17 protein-coding genes are annotated in these 17,233 nt (G+C 67.0%); 10 read left to right on the forward strand and 7 right to left on the reverse strand.

The annotated features are described in order from the left end of the window. Positions 1-20: 20 nt before the first annotated feature. Positions 21-1,199, reverse strand: coding sequence for an acetyl-CoA C-acetyltransferase (locus tag CCOS191_RS04400; RefSeq protein WP_046854197.1), 1,179 nt, complete (start codon positions 1,197-1,199; stop codon positions 21-23). Between the two features lie 193 nt (positions 1,200-1,392). Between CCOS191_RS04400 and CCOS191_RS04405 the strand changes: the two genes are divergently transcribed. Both CCOS191_RS04405 and CCOS191_RS04410 read left to right on the forward strand, forming a co-directional pair. Beyond that, positions 1,393-1,662 carry a PepSY domain-containing protein gene (locus CCOS191_RS04405; protein WP_046854198.1) on the forward strand — a complete coding sequence of 90 codons (270 nt, stop codon included), beginning with the start codon at positions 1,393-1,395 and terminating at the stop codon, positions 1,660-1,662. Continuing rightward, positions 1,659-2,189, forward strand: a complete 531-nt coding sequence (locus CCOS191_RS04410) for a cytochrome b/b6 domain-containing protein (RefSeq protein ID WP_046854199.1) — start codon at positions 1,659-1,661, stop codon at positions 2,187-2,189. The genes CCOS191_RS04405 and CCOS191_RS04410 overlap by 4 nt, the downstream gene beginning before the upstream one ends. Positions 2,190-2,222: 33 nt before the next feature. Here CCOS191_RS04410 and pta read toward each other — a convergent pair whose 3' ends face one another. Together pta and CCOS191_RS04420 are read right to left on the reverse strand one after the other, a co-directional pair. Beyond that, complete coding sequence (gene pta, locus CCOS191_RS04415; RefSeq protein WP_038706799.1) at positions 2,223-4,313, reverse strand: phosphate acetyltransferase; 2,091 nt, start codon at positions 4,311-4,313, stop codon at positions 2,223-2,225. A 32-nt stretch (positions 4,314-4,345) separates the two neighbouring features. After that, positions 4,346-4,648 (reverse strand): DUF3565 domain-containing protein, encoded by a 303-nt coding sequence (locus CCOS191_RS04420; protein ID WP_046854200.1) that lies wholly within the window; start codon positions 4,646-4,648, stop codon positions 4,346-4,348. Here CCOS191_RS04420 and CCOS191_RS04425 point away from each other — a divergent pair. Continuing rightward, positions 4,647-5,132, forward strand: coding sequence for an FKBP-type peptidyl-prolyl cis-trans isomerase (locus tag CCOS191_RS04425; RefSeq protein ID WP_046854201.1), 486 nt, complete (start codon positions 4,647-4,649; stop codon positions 5,130-5,132). The two genes, CCOS191_RS04420 and CCOS191_RS04425, sit on opposite strands and share 2 nt — an antisense overlap. A 145-nt stretch (positions 5,133-5,277) precedes the next feature. Continuing rightward, positions 5,278-5,760, forward strand: a complete 483-nt coding sequence (locus tag CCOS191_RS04430; protein ID WP_046854202.1) for a glutathione peroxidase — start codon at positions 5,278-5,280, stop codon at positions 5,758-5,760. 58 nt (positions 5,761-5,818) lie between these two features. On the opposite strand, the gene fecA is transcribed toward CCOS191_RS04430, so the two are convergent. The 3 genes from fecA to CCOS191_RS04445 form a co-directional block, all read right to left on the reverse strand. Then, positions 5,819-8,128, reverse strand: coding sequence for a TonB-dependent Fe(3+) dicitrate receptor FecA (gene fecA / locus CCOS191_RS04435; RefSeq protein WP_046854203.1), 2,310 nt, complete (start codon positions 8,126-8,128; stop codon positions 5,819-5,821). A gap of 152 nt (positions 8,129-8,280) precedes the next feature. Then, positions 8,281-9,207, reverse strand: a complete 927-nt coding sequence (locus CCOS191_RS04440; protein ID WP_046854204.1) for a FecR domain-containing protein — start codon at positions 9,205-9,207, stop codon at positions 8,281-8,283. Further along, complete coding sequence (locus CCOS191_RS04445) at positions 9,204-9,698, reverse strand: sigma-70 family RNA polymerase sigma factor (RefSeq protein ID WP_046854205.1); 495 nt, start codon at positions 9,696-9,698, stop codon at positions 9,204-9,206. Before CCOS191_RS04445 ends, CCOS191_RS04440 begins: the two co-directional genes overlap by 4 nt. 178 nt (positions 9,699-9,876) lie before the next feature. On the opposite strand from CCOS191_RS04445, the gene CCOS191_RS04450 reads away from it, so the two are divergent. The 6 genes from CCOS191_RS04450 to CCOS191_RS04475 all read left to right on the forward strand — a co-directional run bounded on the left by CCOS191_RS04450 (position 9,877) and on the right by CCOS191_RS04475 (position 16,198). Further along, a complete protein-coding gene (locus CCOS191_RS04450) occupies positions 9,877-10,182 on the forward strand; it encodes a DUF3649 domain-containing protein (protein ID WP_046854206.1) in 306 nt (101 codons plus the stop codon). After that, the gene (locus CCOS191_RS04455; protein ID WP_046854207.1) at positions 10,179-11,741 is read left to right on the forward strand and encodes a PepSY-associated TM helix domain-containing protein; all 1,563 of its coding nucleotides are present in this window, start codon (positions 10,179-10,181) and stop codon (positions 11,739-11,741) included. Before CCOS191_RS04450 ends, CCOS191_RS04455 begins: the two co-directional genes overlap by 4 nt. Next, positions 11,741-12,067 carry a DUF3325 domain-containing protein gene (locus CCOS191_RS04460; protein WP_046854208.1) on the forward strand — a complete coding sequence of 109 codons (327 nt, stop codon included), beginning with the start codon at positions 11,741-11,743 and terminating at the stop codon, positions 12,065-12,067. The genes CCOS191_RS04455 and CCOS191_RS04460 overlap by 1 nt, the downstream gene beginning before the upstream one ends. Before the next feature lie 4 nt (positions 12,068-12,071). After that, on the forward strand, positions 12,072-12,623 hold the full coding sequence (locus CCOS191_RS04465) for an RNA polymerase sigma factor (protein WP_231867471.1): 552 nt from the start codon (positions 12,072-12,074) through the stop codon (positions 12,621-12,623). Continuing rightward, positions 12,620-13,591, forward strand: coding sequence for a FecR family protein (locus CCOS191_RS04470; protein WP_046854210.1), 972 nt, complete (start codon positions 12,620-12,622; stop codon positions 13,589-13,591). The genes CCOS191_RS04465 and CCOS191_RS04470 overlap by 4 nt, the downstream gene beginning before the upstream one ends. Before the next feature lie 204 nt (positions 13,592-13,795). Continuing rightward, positions 13,796-16,198, forward strand: coding sequence for a TonB-dependent siderophore receptor (locus tag CCOS191_RS04475; protein ID WP_046854211.1), 2,403 nt, complete (start codon positions 13,796-13,798; stop codon positions 16,196-16,198). A 124-nt stretch (positions 16,199-16,322) separates the two neighbouring features. Here CCOS191_RS04475 and CCOS191_RS04480 read toward each other — a convergent pair whose 3' ends face one another. Then, entirely contained in the window at positions 16,323-17,198 is an 876-nt protein-coding gene (locus CCOS191_RS04480) for a helix-turn-helix domain-containing protein (RefSeq protein ID WP_046854212.1), read from the reverse strand. Between the last annotated feature and the right edge of the window lie 35 nt (positions 17,199-17,233).

Here is a 17,233-nt window from a genome sequence, read left to right on the forward strand (position 1 = left end):
GCCCGCGATAGGCCTTCAGCTCAACGCTCGATCGCCAGCGCCACGCCCTGGCCGCCGCCGATGCACAGGGTCGCCAGCCCTTTCTTGGCATCGCGCTTGATCATCTCGTGCAGCAGGGTCACCAGCACCCGGCAGCCCGACGCGCCGATCGGGTGGCCCAGGGCAATGGCGCCGCCATTGACGTTGACCTTCGCCGCATCCCATTCCAGCTGTTTGCCCACCGCCAGCGCCTGGGCGGCGAAGGCTTCGTTGGCTTCGATCAGGTCCAGGTCGGCGAGCTGCCAGCCGGCCTTGTCCAGGCAGCGCTGGGTTGCCGACACCGGGCCGATGCCCATGATCGCCGGGTCCACGCCGGCGCTGGCGTAGGCGGCGACCTTGGCCAGTACCGGCAGGCCCAGGGCCTTGGCCTTGTTGGCGCTCATCAGCAGCACCGCGGCGGCGCCGTCATTGAGGCTGGAGGCGTTGCCGGCGGTGACGCTGCCGTCTTTCTTGAACGCGGCGCGCAGTTTGCCCAGAGACTCGGCGGTGGTGCCGGGGCGTGGCTGTTCATCGGTGTCGAACACCAGCGGCTCGCCTTTTTTCTGCGGGATGTGGATCGGGGTGATCTCGTCCTTGAAGCGGCCGGCCTCGATGGCGGCCACGGCCTTGCGCTGGGACTCGGCGGCGAAGGCGTCCTGCTGCTCGCGGCTCAGGCCGTACTTGTCCACCAGGTTCTCGGCGGTGATGCCCATGTGGTAATCGTTGAAGGCGTCCCACAGGCCGTCGCTGATCATGCTGTCGACCAGCTGGCCGTGCCCCATGCGCTGGCCGGTGCGTGCCGAGGGCATCACATAGGGCGCCAGGCTCATGCTCTCCTGGCCACCGGCGATCACCACCTCGGCATCGCCGCAGCGGATGGCCTGGGCGGCCAGGTGCAGGGCCTTCAGACCCGAGCCGCAGACCTTGTTCAGGGTCAGGGCGGGCACTTCGTAGGGCAGGCCGGCCTTGACGGCGGCCTGGCGGGCGGGGTTCTGCCCGGCGCCGGCGGTGAGCACCTGGCCGAGAATCACTTCGTCGACCTGGGCCGGGTCCAGCTGGGTCTGGGCCAGCAGCTGGCGGATCACCGCGGCGCCCAGTTCCACGGCGGACACGTTGGCCAGGGCCCCCTGGAAGCTGCCGATGGCAGTGCGGGTGGCGGCGACGATGACGACTTCGTTCATTGTTGTTCTCCAGGATACGAGCGTGATCGTCACAGCATCCGCGCCCGGGGCTTATTTGAGAAGTTTGTTTTTCTTTGCCATTGATCCGAAATTCAAATGAATGATCGGGGCGGCGCGGTGCCTTCATTCGCGCAGAACTAAGCTTGGCCGGTCACAGTGCGGTTTCCAGTCAACCTGAACGGAGTTGCCGACCATGCGCCATTCAGTGATCGCCCTCACCCTGCTGCTGGCCAGTGCCGGTGCGTTCGCCAGGACCGAATGCACCAGCGCCGACCGCAGCACCTGGCAGGATGCCGACAAGTTCCAGGCCCAGCTCAAGGAGCAGGGCTACAAGATCAACAAGTTCCAGGTCACCAAAGGCAATTGCTACGAGATCTACGGCTTCGACAAGGATGGGCGCAAGGTCGAGATCTACCACGACCCGGTGACGGGCAAGGCGGTCAAGACCGAGATCCACAAGTGACGGCAAGCGTGCGGCTATGGGATCCGTTGCTGCGCGTGAGTCACTGGTCGCTGGCGCTGGTGTTCTTCGCCAACTACTGCTTCAACGAGGCCGGTGACGACTGGCACCAGTGGCTGGGCTACTACGCGTGCGGCTGCCTGTTGGTGCGGTTGGTGTGGGGCTTTGTCGGGCCGCGCAGCGCGCGCTGGGCCGACTTCTGGCCCACCCCGTCGCGGTTGCGGGCGCATGCCCGGGCGTTGTGGCGCGGCGAGCGTTACCACCGCATGGGGCACACGCCGATCGGCGCGCTGGTGATGGTGTGGATGATGCTCGGCATCGCCAGCCTGGGGGTGAGCGGCTGGATGATGCTCGAGGTGGATGCCTTCTGGGGCGCCGAGTGGCTGGAGACGCTGCACAGCCTGCTGGCCGATGGCTTGCTGGCGCTGGTCTGCGTGCACCTGCTGGCGGCGCTGGTGGAGAGCGTGCGCCTGCGCGAGAATCTGCCGTGGTCGATGGTGACCGGGCGGCGGCGCTCGCCGGAGGATTGATGAGCAAAGGGCCGCATGGCGGCCCTTTGCTGTTTAGCGCACGGTGCTGGCCTGGATCGCGGTCAAGGCGATGGTGTGCACGATATCGTCCACCTGCGCTCCGCGCGGCAGGTCGTTGACCGGCTTGCGCAGCCCTTGCAGCATCGGCCCGAGGCTGACGCAGTCGGCGCTGCGCTGCACCGCCTTGTGCGTGGTGTTGCCGGTGTTCAGGTCAGGGAACACGAACACCGTGGCGCGCCCGGCTACCGGGCTCGACGGCGCCAGCTGTCGGGCGATCTCGGGGTTGGCGGCGGCGTCGTACTGCAACGGGCCGTCGATCAGCAGGTCGTGCTCGGCCTGCTGCGCCAGGCGCGTGGCCTCGCGGACCTTCTCCACCTCCTCGTCGCTGGCCGCCGAGTCGCTGGAGTAGCTGAGCATCGCCACCCGTGGCGCGATGCCGAACGATTCGGCCGACTCGGCGCTCTGCCGGGCGATCTCGGCCAGTTCGGCGGCGCTGGGGTGCGGGTTCATCACGCAGTCGCCATAGACCAGCACCTGGTCGGGGAACAGCATGAAGAACACCGAGGACACCAGGCTGCTGCCTGGCGCGGTCTTGATCAATTGCAAGGCCGGCCGGATGGTGTTGGCGGTGGAATGCACCAGGCCCGAGACCAGGCCGTCGACTTCACCGAGTGCCAGCATCATGGTGCCGATCACCACCGGGTCTTCCAGCTGCTGCTCGGCCATCGGCGCGTTGAGGTTCTTGCTCTTGCGCAGGTTCACCATGGGTTCGACATAGCGGCCACGGATCACCTCGGGGTCGAGCACCTCCAGGTCCGGCGGCAGGCTGATGCCCTGGGCGCGGGCCACGGCCTGCACTTCCTCGGGCTTGGCCAGCAGCACGCAACGGGCGATGCCCCGGGCCTGGCACAAGGCCGCGGCCTGCACCAGCAAAGGCTCGGCGCCCTCGGGCAAAACGATGCGCTTGTTGGCCTGCTGGGCGCGCTGGATCAACTGGTAGCGGAACACCGCCGGTGACAGGCGCAGCTCGCGTGGCGTGCCGCAGCGCTGGTGCAGCCAGGCGGCGTCCAGGTGGCTGGCGACGAAGTCGGTGATGAACTCGGCGCGCTCGCGGTCGTCCACCGGGATCTCGCGGTTCAGCGAGTTGAGCTGGTTGGCGGTGTCGTAGGAGCCGGTGCTCACCGACAGGATCGGCAGGCCGGCCTGCAGGGCGCCGCGGCACAACTCGAGGATGCGCGGGTCGGGCTTGCTGTCGCTGGTCAGCAGCAGGCCGGCCAGGGGCACGCCGTTGATCGCCGCCATGCACACGGCGAGGATGATGTCGTCGCGGTCGCCCGGCGTCACCACCAGGGTGCCGGAGGTCAGCAGCGGCACGGTATTGGCCACGGTGCGGGCGCAGATGATGATCTTGCTCATGCGCCGCTGGTCATAGTCGCCGGGGTTGAGCACCTGGGCGCCGAGCAGCTCGGCCACGTCGCGGGTGCGCGGGGCGTTGAGCTCGGCCTGGTAGGGGATGCAGCCGAGCAGACGGAAGTCGTTGCCGCGCAGCAGCGGCGAGTGCTCGCGCAGGCGCGTGGCGAAGTCGGCCATGCTTTCGTCGGTGCGCACCTTGTTGAGGATCACCCCCAGCACCTTCGGGTCGCGCGGGCCGCCGAACAGCTGGGCCTGCAGCTCGACGCGACCGGACAGCTCGCTGAGCACCTCGTTTTCCGGCGCCGATACCAGGATCACCTCGGCGTCCAGGCTCTTGGCCAGGTGCAGGTTGACCCGGGCGGCATAGCTGGCGTGACGGGTCGGCACCATGCCCTCGACCACCACCACGTCCTTGCCGACGCAGGCCTGCTGGTACAGGCGGATGATCTGTTCGAGCAGTTCGTCGAGCTGGCCGTCACCGAGCATGCGCTCGACATGGCCCAGGCTCAGGGGCGTCGGCGGCTTGATGCCATGGGTGCGGGCGACCAGTTCGCTGGAGCGCTCCGGGCCGGTGTCGCCGGGGTGCGGCTGGGCGATCGGCTTGAAGAAGCCGACCTTGAGCCCGGCGCGCTCCAGGGTGCGCACCAGGCCCAGGCTGATGGAGGTCAGGCCGACGCCGAAGTCGGTCGGCGCGATGAAAAATGTCTGCATGCGTGCTTCTCGGAATAAGCGGTGCAAGGAGTTCAGCGGCCAAGGGTAGCGCTAACGGCACCCTGAGCGCACCAGCCGCAGGGGAATACCTGGCCGATGCGCCGGGCGCGTTCGTCGGCATCGAGCACCCAGGGCCGGGCCTGCCAGGGCGGCTGGTGGCGCAGATGCTGGGTGTGGCCGCAGGACAGCTCGACCACCCAGTGCCGCTCTTCGTTGAGGTGGAAGCCGGTGATCCGACTGATGGGCTGCTGTTGGTCCGCGCCGGGTTCGCAATCGGCCGATGCGTTGGTTACACTTGTTCGTTCTATATTCTTTTGCAAAAGGTCTTGCCCCATGCTGATCGCCGCCAACAAGGCTGTCTCCATCGACTATACCCTCACCAACGACGCTGGTGAGGTCATCGACAGCTCCGCCGGTGGTGCGCCGCTGGTCTACCTGCACGGTGCCGGCAACATCATCCCGGGCCTGGAAAAAGCCCTGGAAGGCAAGCAGGCCGGTGAGGAACTGACCGTTGCCATCGAACCCGAAGAAGCCTACGGCGAATACTCCGCCGAGCTGGTCAGCACCCTGAGCAGCAAGATGTTCGAAGGCGTCGACCAACTGGAAGTCGGCATGCAGTTCCACGCCTCGGCGCCGGACGGCCAGATGCAGATCGTCACCATCCGCGACATCGACGGCGACGACGTGACCGTCGACGGCAACCACCCGCTGGCTGGCCAGCGCCTGAACTTCAAGGTCAAGGTTGTCGACGTGCGTGACGCCAGCGAAGAAGAAATCGCTCACCGTCACATCCACGGTGAAGGTGGCCATCACCACTGATTTTCTGCGCTAAGCTCAGAGAGTCGCCAGGCGCTCGGGCAAGCCGGACTTGCCCTCCTCGGGAGGGTGGACGGTTTGGCCGCGCGCCTTTTTCGTGGGCGGGATTCGCCCCTGCGGCAATCGGAACCTGAGAGGGGATTTCATCATGAGTGCATTTCACGACCTGACGTTGAAGGCGCTGAACGGCGAGGACCTGCCCCTTGCTCCGTTCAAGGGCCAGGTGGTGCTGGTGGTCAATGTCGCCTCCAAGTGCGGCCTGACGCCGCAATACGCTTCGCTGGAAAAGCTGCACCAGCAGTACAAGGGCCAGGGCTTCAATGTGCTCGGCCTGCCGTGCAACCAGTTCGCCGGCCAGGAGCCTGGCAGCGAGAAGGAAATCCAGGACTTCTGCAGCCTCAACTACGGCGTGAGCTTCCCGCTGGGGGCCAAGCTCGAGGTCAACGGCGCGCAACGTCATTCGCTGTATCGCCTGCTGGCGGGCGAAGGCGCCGAGTTCCCCGGCGACATCACCTGGAACTTCGAGAAGTTCCTGGTCGGCAAGGATGGCCGGGTGCTGGCACGCTTTGCCCCGCGTACCGCGCCAGATGACCCGACCGTGGTGCAGGCGATCGAGAAAGCGCTGGCCTGATCACGGGCTGCCCAGCGCCGGCTCGCCGGCGCCGGGCAGCAACGCAGCCCCGGGCGATCTAGAACTCTACCGACGTCTGCACGTACAGCGTGCGCGGCTCACCCACGTACTTGCCCTTGTTGTTGTCGTCGAACGAGCGGGTGTAGTACTCGCGGTTGAACAGGTTCTTCACCCCCACCGCCACCTTCAGGTTCGAAAGCGCAGGCCCGAAGTCATAGCCGGCGCGGGTGCTGACCAGCATGTAGCCGGGGATGCGCCCGGTGCTGCCGTCGGCACTCTCGCTGCCGGTGTTGGCGTTGTCGGCGTACTGGCTGCTCTGGAAGCTGCTGTCCAGGTTCAACTGCCACGGGCCTTCGGTATAGCCGATGCCCAGCGTGCCCTTGTGGCGCGACGAGAACGGCACCTGGTTGCCCTTGTTCGGGCCGTCTTCACGAATGGTGGCGTCGACGAAGGCGTAGCCGGCATGCACATCGAAACCGGCCAGGGCTGGGCTCAGGCCGTCGAGGGCATAGCGCACGCTGGTCTCGATGCCCTGGTGGCGGGTTTCGCCGCGGGCGATCACCGAATCGTTGGTCTGGTTGCTTTCGTACTGGTTGTCGAAATTGATCAGGAACGCGCCGATCTCTGCCTGCAGGTCGCCATTGTCGTAGCGGGTGCCAACTTCCCAGGTGCGCGCCTTCTCCGGTTTCACCTCGCCACTGCTGACCCGGTTGGGCATCTGGCTGTACTGCACGCTGCCGAACGAACCTTCGGTGTTGGCGTACAGGTTCCAGTGGTCGGTGAGGTGGTACATCACGTTCAGGGCGGGCAAGGCGGTGTTGTAGCTGCCCTGGTACTGCTGGCCGTTGAGCTTGTTGCTCTGCCGTGAGTCGATCATCTCGTAGCGGATGCCCGGGGTGATGGTCCAGCGGCCGATATCGATACGGTCGTCGAGGTAGATCGCGTGAGCTTCGGTGCTGCCGCGGGTGTCGCGGTCGTTGCGGCTGGCGGTGGTCGGCAGGGCGCCGTTGACCGGCTCGCGGTAACGCAGCTCGTGGCCGGCTTCGTTGACGTAGCGGTAGCCGACGCCCAGCTCGTGCCAGCTGTCGCCCAGGGCCAGGCCCTGCGAGAAACGCGTTTCGATGCCGCGCACCCAGTATTCGCGCGGCGACAGCGAGACGAAGCTGCCCTGGTCGAGGTAGCCGCTGCGCAGGGTCTTGGTGAAGAAGCTGTTGACGCTGAACTGGCGGTCGTCCTGCTTGTAGTCGTAACCGAAGTTGAACAGGGTGCGACGGCCCCAGAACTTGTCCTTCAGGCGCGTCGACTGGTATGGGTCGGCGTCGAAGTCTGCCGTGCTGAGGCCGCCGGGCATCTCGGCCTCGCCCTCGTAGTACTGGGCCATGGCGTGCAGGCTGTTGGCGTCGTCCAGCTGCAGCTTGCCCTTGAGCATCAGGTCGTCGATCTGCGTGTCGCTGTGTTCGCGCCAGTCACTGCCACGGGTGCCGGAGTAGAGCAGGGCGCCGCCCAGGCCGTTGGCGTTGGTGCCGCCGATCAGCAGGTTGGCGCTGTTCTTCAGGCCATCCTGGCTGGACGACGGGCTGATCTGATTCTGCATCGCCGCCTTGAAGGTGGCCTCTTCGGGAATGGCGCGGGTGACGAAGTTGACGATGCCGCCGACGTTCTGCGGCCCGTAGCGCACCGCGCCGCCGCCGCGCACCACGTCCACGGCGTCCATGTTGCCCAGGCTGATCGGCGCCAGCGACAGCTGCGGCTGGCCGTAGGGGGCGAAGGGCACCGGAATGCCGTCCATCAGCACGGTGGAGCGCGAGGCCAGGCGCGGATTGAGGCCGCGGATGCCGAAGTTCAGCGCCAGATCGTGGCTGCCGGTGCCGTTGTTTTCCGGGGCGTTGACGCCGGGAATGCGGTTGAGCACTTCGCGGGCACTGCTGGCGCCGCTGCGTTCGAATTCATCGCGACGCACCACGTCGCGGGCACCGGGGTGCTCGAAGACGTTGTCCTGGCGGGCCTCGGCCAGCCAATCGCCGACCACGGTCGAGGCGCTCAGTTCGACCGCTGCATTGCCGCCTGTGGCCGGCAGCGGTTGCAGGCTGTAGGCGTTGTCGACCTCCTGACGCGCCTGCAGGCCACTGCCGCGCAGCAGGGCGTCCAGGCCCTGGCCGACCTCGTACTGGCCTTCCAGGCCTGGGCTGTTCAGGCCTTGGGTGAGGCCGGGGCTGAACGAGATCAGCGCGCCGCTTTCGCGACCGAACTGGTTCAGGGCCTGTTCCAGTGTGCCGGGCGCGATGTGGTAGTCGCGGGGCTCGCCGGCCAGGGCAAACGGGGCGGCGAGGATCAGGGCGTAGGCGAGGGGGCTGAGGCGCAGGGGCATGTGACGGAGGTCCTGTGACAAGGGGTTCTGCCTTCTCTGTCACGCGAGGTTCGGGAAATGGCTCAACGAATATGAAATAAATTTGGGTTGGCACCGCTCTTCGTGGGAGCGGGCTTGCCCCGCGATGGCCATGTGTTGCTCTCGCTTGCCTCTCAGCCGGTTTTCGCAGCCTCCAGCGACACCCAGTACCGGGTGAACCGTCGCACCTTCACCGGGAGTGTCACCTCCAGCATTTCCAGGATCCGCTCACTGTCGGCCAGTGGATACGACCCGGAAATTCGCAGGTCGGCGACGCTTTCGCTGCAACCCAGCTGGCCGAGCCGATAACGCCCAAGCTCGGCGAGAAAGTCGCCCAGGCGCATCTGCGACACCACCAACATGCCGTCCACCCAGGCCGCGCGGTTGGGGTCGAGCGGCGCGATGGCCTGCCAGCCGCCCACGGCAAACCGCGCCTGGTGGCCGGCCAGCAACGGTGTGCCGGCCACGCTGGCGCTGCCGCTGAACACTGACACCAGGCTGAAATCGTCGAACTGGCGCACATCGAAGCGCCCGCTTTCCAGGCGCAGCTCGCCCTGGGCCGTGACCAGGCGCAGTGGACGGGGATCGTCTTGCACTTCGAGCAACAACTCGCCCTCCTGCAACCGCACCCGGCGCTGCTGGCCGTCGAAACGCACATCAGCGGCGCTGCGGGTGTTCAGGTGCAGCTGGCTGCCATCGTCGAGGGTCAGGCGGCGGCGCTGGCCGACCGGGCTGCGGTAGTCGGCCATCAGCCCGGGCAGCGGATTGTGCTGCTGCAGGCCCAGCCCGGCGGCACTGGCTACGCCGGCCAGCAGCAAGACCTTGAGGGCGCGGCGTCGGGCGGGCGAGGATGGTGCCTGCAGGGTGGCGTGGACCACTGGCGCGGTCACGCCGCGCAGGCGCTGGTTGACCTGCTGGATATGCGCCCAGGCGCGCTGGTGCTCGCTGTCTGCCTGCAGCCAATGCTGCAGGGCCTGGTGCTGGTCGAAGTCGGCACTCTGCGATTCGATCAGCCAGTGCACCGCCTGTTCGGCGATCTGCGCCGAGAACGTGCCGTTCACAGGGCGAAGTAGCAGCGCAGGGCTGCCTTGTGCAGGTAGCGCTTGACCGTGGCCAGGGAGATGCCCAGCTCACGGGCGATCTCGCCCTGGCCCAGGCCATCGACCTGGGCCAGCAGGAAGGCGCGCTTGACCAGCGCCGGCAGGCCGTCCAGCAGGCGGTCAAGCTCCAGCAGGGTATCGAAGATAAGGGCTTTGTCTTCCTCGCTCGGTGCCACCTGTTCGGGCACCTGGGCCAGGGCCTCGAGGTAGGCGCGCTCCAGTTCCTGGCGGCGGAAGTGGTTGCACAGCACACGCTTGGCCACGGTGGTGAGGAAGGCGCGGGGCTCGATCAGTTGCGGCGCTTCACGGGCCTGGAGCAAGCGCACGTAGGTGTCCTGTGCCAGGTCGGCGGCGCTCTGCGGGCAGCCCAGGCGTCGTCGCAGCCAACCGGTCAGCCAGCTGTGGTGGGCGATGTAGAGGCCTTCGACGGTGGAAGAGAGGGCGCTGGGCACCGATGCGACTCCGGCGCCGGATAGCGCAACTGGAAGTAAGAATTGTTCGCATTGTATTCATGCCGCTGGTGTTCGGCAATCGCTGCCGACGCAAGGCATGCGACCGCTCGCGCCGCCATGCTTTGCTTATGAGAATTGAAATCATTAGTATTGCAGCCCCAATTCCCGGACCCTCGCCATGAAGAGCAAAGCCGCCGGCCTTCCCCTGAGCTACCGCCTGGCCGTGACCTCACGCAGCCTGGCCGCGCTGCTGGGTGGCTACCTGCTGGCGTCGATGGCCAGTGTCTGCATCACCCTGCTTGCGCCGATGACCCAGGCCGACGCGACGATGACCGGGATGATGCTGTCATTCGTCTTCTACCTGGTCGCCTTCATCTGGTGCTTCGCCTGCCGCAGCGCCTGGCGCGCCTGGCTGGGCATGCTGCTGCCAAGCCTGGTGCTGGGGCTGATCAACGCACTGGCCTACTGGATGAACCTGCCATGAAAGAAGGCTTCCGCCAGGCCATGGCCTGGCTGCACACCTGGACCGGCCTGATCTTCGGCTGGCTGCTGTTCGCCATCTTCCTCACCGGAACGCTGTCGTACTTCAAGGACGAGATCAGCCACTGGACCCAGCCCGAGGTGCAGAGTCATCCACTCGACCCGGTGACCAGTCTCGGCCTGGCCCAGCGTTACCTCGAAACCAATGCCGGCCACGCCAGCACCTGGTTCATCCGCCTGCCCAGCGAGCGCGAGGCGGCGTTGAGCGTCAGCTGGCGCGACCCGAACGGTGGTGGGCGGCGTGGTTTCACCGACAAGGAGCTCGACGCGCGCACCGGCGAGGCGGTCGAGGCCCGCGACAGCCGTGGCGGCGAGTTCTTCTACCGCTTCCACTTCCAACTGCAGATGCCCCACCCATGGGGGCGCTGGCTGTCGACCTTCTGCGCCTTCATCATGCTATTGGGGCTGGTCACCGGGATCATCACCCACAAGAAGATCTTCAAGGAGTTCTTCACCTTCCGCCCGGGCAAGGGCCAGCGGTCCTGGCTCGACGGTCACAACGCCATCGGTGTGCTGGTGCTGCCGTTCCATCTGATGATCAGCTACAGCAGCCTGGTGATCTTCATGTACATGGTCATGCCGGCCAGCATCCTGGCCAGCTACGGCGACAGCAGCGGCTACTTCAACGATGTGTTCGGTCGCGACGAGGTGCCCAAGGCGGTTGCCCAGGCCGCGCCGCTGGCGCCGTTGACCGAACTGTATGCCAAGGTCCAGGAACAGGCGCCGGGGGCGCGCATGGGCTACATCCAGGTGCACAACCCGGGTGACCGCAACGCCCGGGTCACCTTCACCCGCGCCTCGGCCGACAGTGTCGCCTACCAGCGCAGCGCCATCTGGACCTTCGATGGCGTCAGTGGCGAGCTGCTGCGCCGCGGCGCGCCGGAAAGCGCGGCGATGACCACCTCGTTCACCTTCGTCGGCCTGCACATGGGCAACTTCGCCGGGCCTTGGCTGCGCTGGCTGTACTTCGCCTTCGGCGTGGCCGGCACCGTGGTGATCGGCACCGGGCTGGTGATGTGGCTGGGCAAGCGCCAGCTCAAGCATGCCAAGAGCGCGCGCATGCCCGGCGAGCTGCGCCTGGTCGAAGTGCTGAACATCGCCAGCATGAGCGGCCTGTTGCTGGGCGTGGCGGCGTTCTTCTGGGCCAATCGCCTGCTGCCGGCAACGCTGGAAGGGCGGGCCGACTGGGAGATCAACGGCTTCTTCCTGGCCTGGGGCGCGTCATTGCTCCACGCCATGCTGAGGAGCGGGCGCCGCGCCTGGGGCGAACAACTGACGCTTGGCGCGCTGGCGTTCGCCTTGCTGCCGTTGCTCAACGCGCTGACCTCCGACAAGGGGCTGGATCACTCCATCGCCGCCGGTGACTGGGCCATGGCCGGTTTCGACCTGACGGCCCTGGCCACCGGCCTGTTCCTGGCCTGGGCCGCCGGCAAGATGCTGCGCGCGCCCAAGCCGGCCGCCAAGCGTGCGCCACGCGCCGCCAAGACCGTGGAGGCGAGCTGATGCTGGGAGTTGCGCTGATGGGCTTCGCCGGTTTCGCCGGCCTGTGCCTGGCCATGGAAAAACACTTCAACGACCTGCTCGGGCGCAAGCCCACGGGGCGGCAGCTGCGAGCCTTGAAAATCACGGGCTGGGCGTTGTTGCTGCTGTCGTTGATCCTCGCCGTGCATGGGCGCGGCTGGGCCCTGGGCCTGGTGGAGTGGATCGCCGTGCTGATGGCCGGCGTGACCCTGTGGGTGTTCGGCCTGCCCTACCAGCCGCGGTTGTTGCTCGGCGCGGCGCTTGCCAGCCTGGTGCTCGGGCCGCTGCTGGCCGTGCTGGCGGTCTAGGCCCTTGAGCGATTCCGAGGCCGGCGGCGGGCGGGCACGCTTCCTCCAGGTGTTCCTCGCCCAGCGTGCGCGCATGGAGGCGCTGGTCAGCCGCCGCGTCGGCTGCCGCGCCACGGCGTCGGACCTGGTGCAGGACCTGTTCCTGCGCTTCTGGCGGCGCCCCGAGGTGAAGGTCGAGGCGCTCGATACCTATCTGCTGCGCAGCGCCAGCAACCTGGCCATCGACTACCTGCGCAGCGAAGGCAGCCGCGACCGCGCCGCCGAGGGCTTGCACGAACCCGATGAAACGCATTGCGCCCAGGCACCCGAGCAGGCCCTGGAGGTCGACCACGACCTGCAACGCATCGAGGCAGCCCTGCGGGCGCTGCCCGAACGCACCCGGCAGATCTTCCTGCTCAGCCGCATCCATGGCTGCACCTACGGCGAGATCGCCAAGGCCATGCAGTTGTCCCAGAGCGCAGTGGAAAAGCATATGATGCGCGCCCTCGAAGCGTGCAAGGCGAGTGTCGCCGAACCCGCGTCCCCACTGCGCCGGTCAGGGAGCGCCCGTCGATGAGTGTTGAACAGCCGATCACTGCCGCCCAGTCCCAGGCCGCCTTGCGCTGGCTGGGGCGCATCCAGCAGCAGCCGGCGCAGGCCGAGGGCGCGGCGTTCAAGCGCTGGTTGCTGGAGAGCCCCGCCCATCGCCAGGCCTATGCCGAGGCCCAGGCGCTCTGGCGCCTGAGCGAGGCGCCGGCGGCGCGGCTGGCGGCCGAGGAACACCAAGGCCTGCAAACATACCTGGAGGCCATGCGCCGGCCCGAGCGCAAGGGACCGTGGCGCGGCCTGGCTGTGGCGGCGAGCCTGGCCCTGGCGCTGGGATTCGCGGCAGGCTGGCAGCCACAGTTCTGGCTGCAGGACCTGCGCGCCGACTACACCAGCGGCGCGCAGGTACGCCAGGTAACCCTGGCCGATCGTTCGCAACTGACCCTGGATGCCGGCACTGCCGTGGCAGTGGATTTCGCCCAGGGCGAGCGGCGTGTGCGGTTGCTGCGCGGCGCCGCGTTCTTCGAGGTAACCCATACCGGCGAGCCGTTCCTGGTGGATGCCCAGGGCGGCGAAGTGCGGGTGCTGGGGACCCAGTTCGAGGTGCGCGGACAGGGTGACGGCGCGCAGGTCACGGTGCGCAGCGGGCGGGTGGCGGTGACGGCGGCCGAAGGGCAACCGGCCCGTGAACTGACAGCCAACCAGCAGCTGGCCTATGCCGGTGGTGTGGCCGGTGGGGTCGAGGCGGTGGACAGCGACAGCCGCATGGCCTGGCGCCAAGGCTGGCTGAACTACTACCAGGTGCCGTTGGCGCAGGTGATCGAGGACTTGGGGCGTTACTACCCCGGGCGGATCCTGCTGCTCGACGGTGAGCTGGCGCAGCGCAGGGTCAGTGGCAGTTTCCCGGTTGAGGAACCGCTGGCCGCGCTGGATTCGCTGGGCAAGGTGATGGGGTTCGAGCGGCAGACTGTGCTGGGCCGGTTGACCGTTTTGCGTTGACCTGAGCCGACGCCATCGCGGGGCAAGCCCGCTCCCACGAGTCCGTTCCCATAAGCCATTGCGTGGGAGCGGGCTTGCCCCGCGATAGCGTCGGAACAGCAAAATATTTCCATCAGGTGATGAGGTACTCCACGCTGGCATCCGTGTAGTGAGTGGAAGTGCGATTCATTCGCATACGATCATCCCGCCCACAGGTCCGCGTCCATGAAGTTCACCCCGCGTTGCGTCTCGCTCTGGTTCGGCCTCTGCAGCTTGTCCGCCATGGCCGTCGTGCCCCATGCCGTGGCCGCCCAGCAGAGCCAGGTCTATGCCTTCGCCCAGCCCAGCCAGCCGCTGGCCCAGGCACTCAACGCCTTCAGCCGTACCACCGGGCAGAGCGTGGTCTATACCCTGACGCTACCGGACCTGCGGGCCCCGGCGCTGAACGGCACCTTCGACGCCGAGCAGGCGCTGCAGCAGTTGCTCGGCAATTCAGGCCTGGCCTGGCGCCGCCTCGACGCCCGCACCCTGACCCTGGAGCCGGTCGACACCTCCGGCGCGCTGAACCTGCAGGCCACCACCATCAACTCGCAACTGGACGACTACAGCTACCAGCCGCCGGCCAGCGCCTCGATCATGCGCGGCCAGGGCGCGACCCTGGATATCCCGCAGGCCGTGAACGTGGTCCCGGCCCAGGTGATCCGCGACCAGGTACCGCGCAACCTGGACGATGCCCTGTACAACGTCAGCGGCATCACCCAGGGCAACAACTTCGGCGGTACCGCCGACACGGTGATGAAGCGTGGCTTCGGCGACAACCGCGACGGCTCGATCATGCGCGACGGCATGCCGATCGTGCAGGGCCGCGCGCTCAATGCCAGCACCGAACGGGTCGAAGTGCTCAAGGGCCCGGCCTCGCTGCTCTACGGCATCCAGGACCCGGGCGGGGTGATCAATGTGGTCAGCAAGCGCCCGCAACTTACCCAGTACAACGCCCTGACCCTGCGCGGCTCGACCTACGGCAGTGGCAAGAACGGCAGCGGCGGCGGCCTGGACAGCACCGGTGCGCTGGGGGAGAGCAACCTGGCCTATCGCCTGATCGTCGATCACGAGGATGAAGACTACTGGCGCAACTTCGGCGTGCACCGCGAATCGCTGGTGGCGCCGTCGCTGGCCTGGTACGGCGAGGACACCCAGGTGGTGCTCGCCTATGAGCACCGCGAGTTTCGCTATCCGTTCGACCGCGGGACCGCCTTCGGCAGCGACGGCCACCCGTTGAACATACCCGCCACCCGCCGCCTGGACGAGCCGTTCAACGACATGGAGGGCCGCTCCGACCTGTACCGCCTGGAAATCGACCATCAGCTGGACGATGCGTGGAAGCTGCACGTCGGCTACAGCTTCAACCGCGAGACCTACGACGCCAGCCAGGTGCGCGTGACCGGCGTGGATGAAAGCAAGGGCACGCTGTCGCGCAGCATCGACGGCACCCGGGGCGCCCTGAGCCGCGACCAGTTCGCCACCTTCAGCCTCAACGGCAGCGTCGAGCTGGCCGGCATGCGCCACGACCTGGTGCTGGGTGCCGATCACGAGGACCGCAAGGTCTACCGCGCCGACCTGATCCGCCAGAACAGCCGCTCGACCTTCAGCTACCTGAACCCGGTCTATGGCCGCGAAGTGGAAGGCACCAACGTGCGCGCCACCGACAGCGACCAGACCGACAAGCTGCGCACCGATTCGCTGTTCCTGCAGGACGCCTGGCACCTGGACGAGCACTGGATCCTGGTGGCCGGTGGGCGCTTCCAGCAGTACGACCAGTACGCCGGCCGCGGGCGACCGTTCAACGTCAACACCGACACCAGCGACCAGACCTGGGTGCCCCATGCGGGCGTTGTGTACAAGGTGGATGAGCAGCTGTCGTTCTATGGCAGCTACAGCGAGTCGTTCAAGCCCAACTCGACCATCGCCCCGCTGAGCATCGGTGGTGGCCGCACCCTGACCCTGGACTCTGGGATCGCGCCGGAGGAGGGCAAGTCCTGGGAGCTGGGGGCCAAGCTCGACGTGCCGGGCGCGGTGACCGGTACCCTGGCGCTGTTCGACATCACCAAGCGCAACGTGCTGGTGGCCGATGGCGACACCCAGCCGGGGACCATTCTCTACAGCAACGCAGGGGAAGTCCGCTCACGGGGTGTAGAGCTGGACCTGACCGGTCAGCTCAGCGAACGCTGGAGCCTGATCGGGGCCTATGCCTTTACCGACGCCGAGGTCACCAAGGACCCGCAGCTCAAGGGCAATCGCCTGCAGAACGTCGCTCGTCACAGTGGTTCGCTTTCGGCGGTATACGACTACGGCAGCCTGTTCGGCGGTGATCGCCTGCGCCTGGGAGCCGGTGCGCGCTACGTGGGTGAGCGTGCGGGCAACGCGACAAACGACTTCGACCTGCCGGCCTATACCGTGGCCGATGCCTTCGCCAGCTACGAAACCAAGCTGGACGAGCACAAGGTGCGCCTGCAGTTGAACGTGAAGAACCTGTTCGACAAGGTGTACTACAGCTCGGCGGTGAATCGTTACTTCGTCGCGGTGGGGGATGCGCGGCAGGTCAGTCTATCGAGCACTCTGGAGTTCTGATCAGCGGGACCGCTGCGCGGTCCATCGCCGGCAAGCCGGCTCCCACAGGAGATCGTGTGACTTTATGGGAGCCGGCTTGTCGTGGCGACGAACCACGGCGATGGGCCGCAATGCGGCCCCAGAATCAATTGGCAAACGCCGCCCGATATTCCCCCGGCGTCGCTCCCAACGCCTGGCGAAACCGGTTGCTGAAGTGGCTGGCACTGGCAAACCCGCACAGCAGCGCCACTTCGCCCAGGGGCAGTGTGCCCATGCGCAGCAGGCGACACGCCCTTTGCAGCCGCCGGGCCAGCAGGTACTGATGCGGCGGCAGACCGAAGCTTGTCCGGAACATCCGTGCAAAGTGGTATTCGGACAGGTTGCAGCGCAGTGCCAGCTCGCCAAGCGTCAGCGCCTGGTCGAGGTGGGCCTCGATATAGTCCACCAGTTGCCGTCGCTGGTGCGGCGCCAAGCCGCCCTTGAGTTTGAGCCCCTGGCGCAGGCCGGCCTGATTGAGCACGGCGTGGTCGATGATGTCGTGGGCCAGGCTGCTGGCCAGCAGGCGCTCGCCGGGCTCGGCCCAGTCCAGGCCGATCAGCTGGCGAAAGCGTGCGGCCTGTTGCGGGTCGTCGAGGAAGGTCGCCTCGTGCAGCTGCATTTCACGCGGCTCGCGGTCCAGCAGGCGGGTACAGCCAAGGGCGAATTGCTGTTCGCTGATGTACAGGTGGGCCAGGCGGATCGTGCCGTTGACGACCCAGTTGGACTCATGGCCGGCCGGCATGATGCACAGCTTGCCCGGCGCGCCCTTGTCGGCCGGACGCTGGCGGCGGAAGGTTCCGGTGCCGTCGGCTATGTAGCAGGACAATGTGTGGTGGCTGGGCGCCTGGTAGTCGCGGGCGTCGTCGCGGTTGCTCCACAACGCCGCCGCCAGCCCGTCGCCCAGGTGCGCGCTCAGCTCCAGCCGGGCGTGGGGCGAGGCATGCATGGCATTGAAGACTTGCAGGTGGTCGAGTGCGGGCATCGGAGACTCCTCTGAAGGCCATCGTACTGCGGCGG

It is taken from the genome of Pseudomonas sp. CCOS 191 (genome assembly GCF_001007005.1).
Taxonomy (GTDB): domain Bacteria; phylum Pseudomonadota; class Gammaproteobacteria; order Pseudomonadales; family Pseudomonadaceae; genus Aquipseudomonas; species Aquipseudomonas soli.

Bases quoted from the DNA above. Each gene is read 5' to 3' on its own strand.
- CCOS191_RS04400 (WP_046854197.1), bottom strand. From the start codon at position 1,199: ATGAACGAAGTCGTCATCGTCGCCGCCACCCGCACTGCCATCGGCAGC.
- CCOS191_RS04405 (WP_046854198.1), top strand. From the start codon at position 1,393: ATGCGCCATTCAGTGATCGCCCTCACCCTGCTGCTGGCCAGTGCCGGT.
- pta (WP_038706799.1), bottom strand. From the start codon at position 4,313: ATGCAGACATTTTTCATCGCGCCGACCGACTTCGGCGTCGGCCTGACC.
- CCOS191_RS04425 (WP_046854201.1), top strand. From the start codon at position 4,647: ATGCTGATCGCCGCCAACAAGGCTGTCTCCATCGACTATACCCTCACC.
- CCOS191_RS04420 (WP_046854200.1), bottom strand. From the start codon at position 4,648: ATGGGGCAAGACCTTTTGCAAAAGAATATAGAACGAACAAGTGTAACC.
- CCOS191_RS04430 (WP_046854202.1), top strand. From the start codon at position 5,278: ATGAGTGCATTTCACGACCTGACGTTGAAGGCGCTGAACGGCGAGGAC.
- fecA (WP_046854203.1), bottom strand. From the start codon at position 8,128: ATGCCCCTGCGCCTCAGCCCCCTCGCCTACGCCCTGATCCTCGCCGCC.
- CCOS191_RS04450 (WP_046854206.1), top strand. From the start codon at position 9,877: ATGAAGAGCAAAGCCGCCGGCCTTCCCCTGAGCTACCGCCTGGCCGTG.
- CCOS191_RS04455 (WP_046854207.1), top strand. From the start codon at position 10,179: ATGAAAGAAGGCTTCCGCCAGGCCATGGCCTGGCTGCACACCTGGACC.
- CCOS191_RS04460 (WP_046854208.1), top strand. From the start codon at position 11,741: ATGCTGGGAGTTGCGCTGATGGGCTTCGCCGGTTTCGCCGGCCTGTGC.
- CCOS191_RS04470 (WP_046854210.1), top strand. From the start codon at position 12,620: ATGAGTGTTGAACAGCCGATCACTGCCGCCCAGTCCCAGGCCGCCTTG.
- CCOS191_RS04475 (WP_046854211.1), top strand. From the start codon at position 13,796: ATGAAGTTCACCCCGCGTTGCGTCTCGCTCTGGTTCGGCCTCTGCAGC.
- CCOS191_RS04480 (WP_046854212.1), bottom strand. From the start codon at position 17,198: ATGCCCGCACTCGACCACCTGCAAGTCTTCAATGCCATGCATGCCTCG.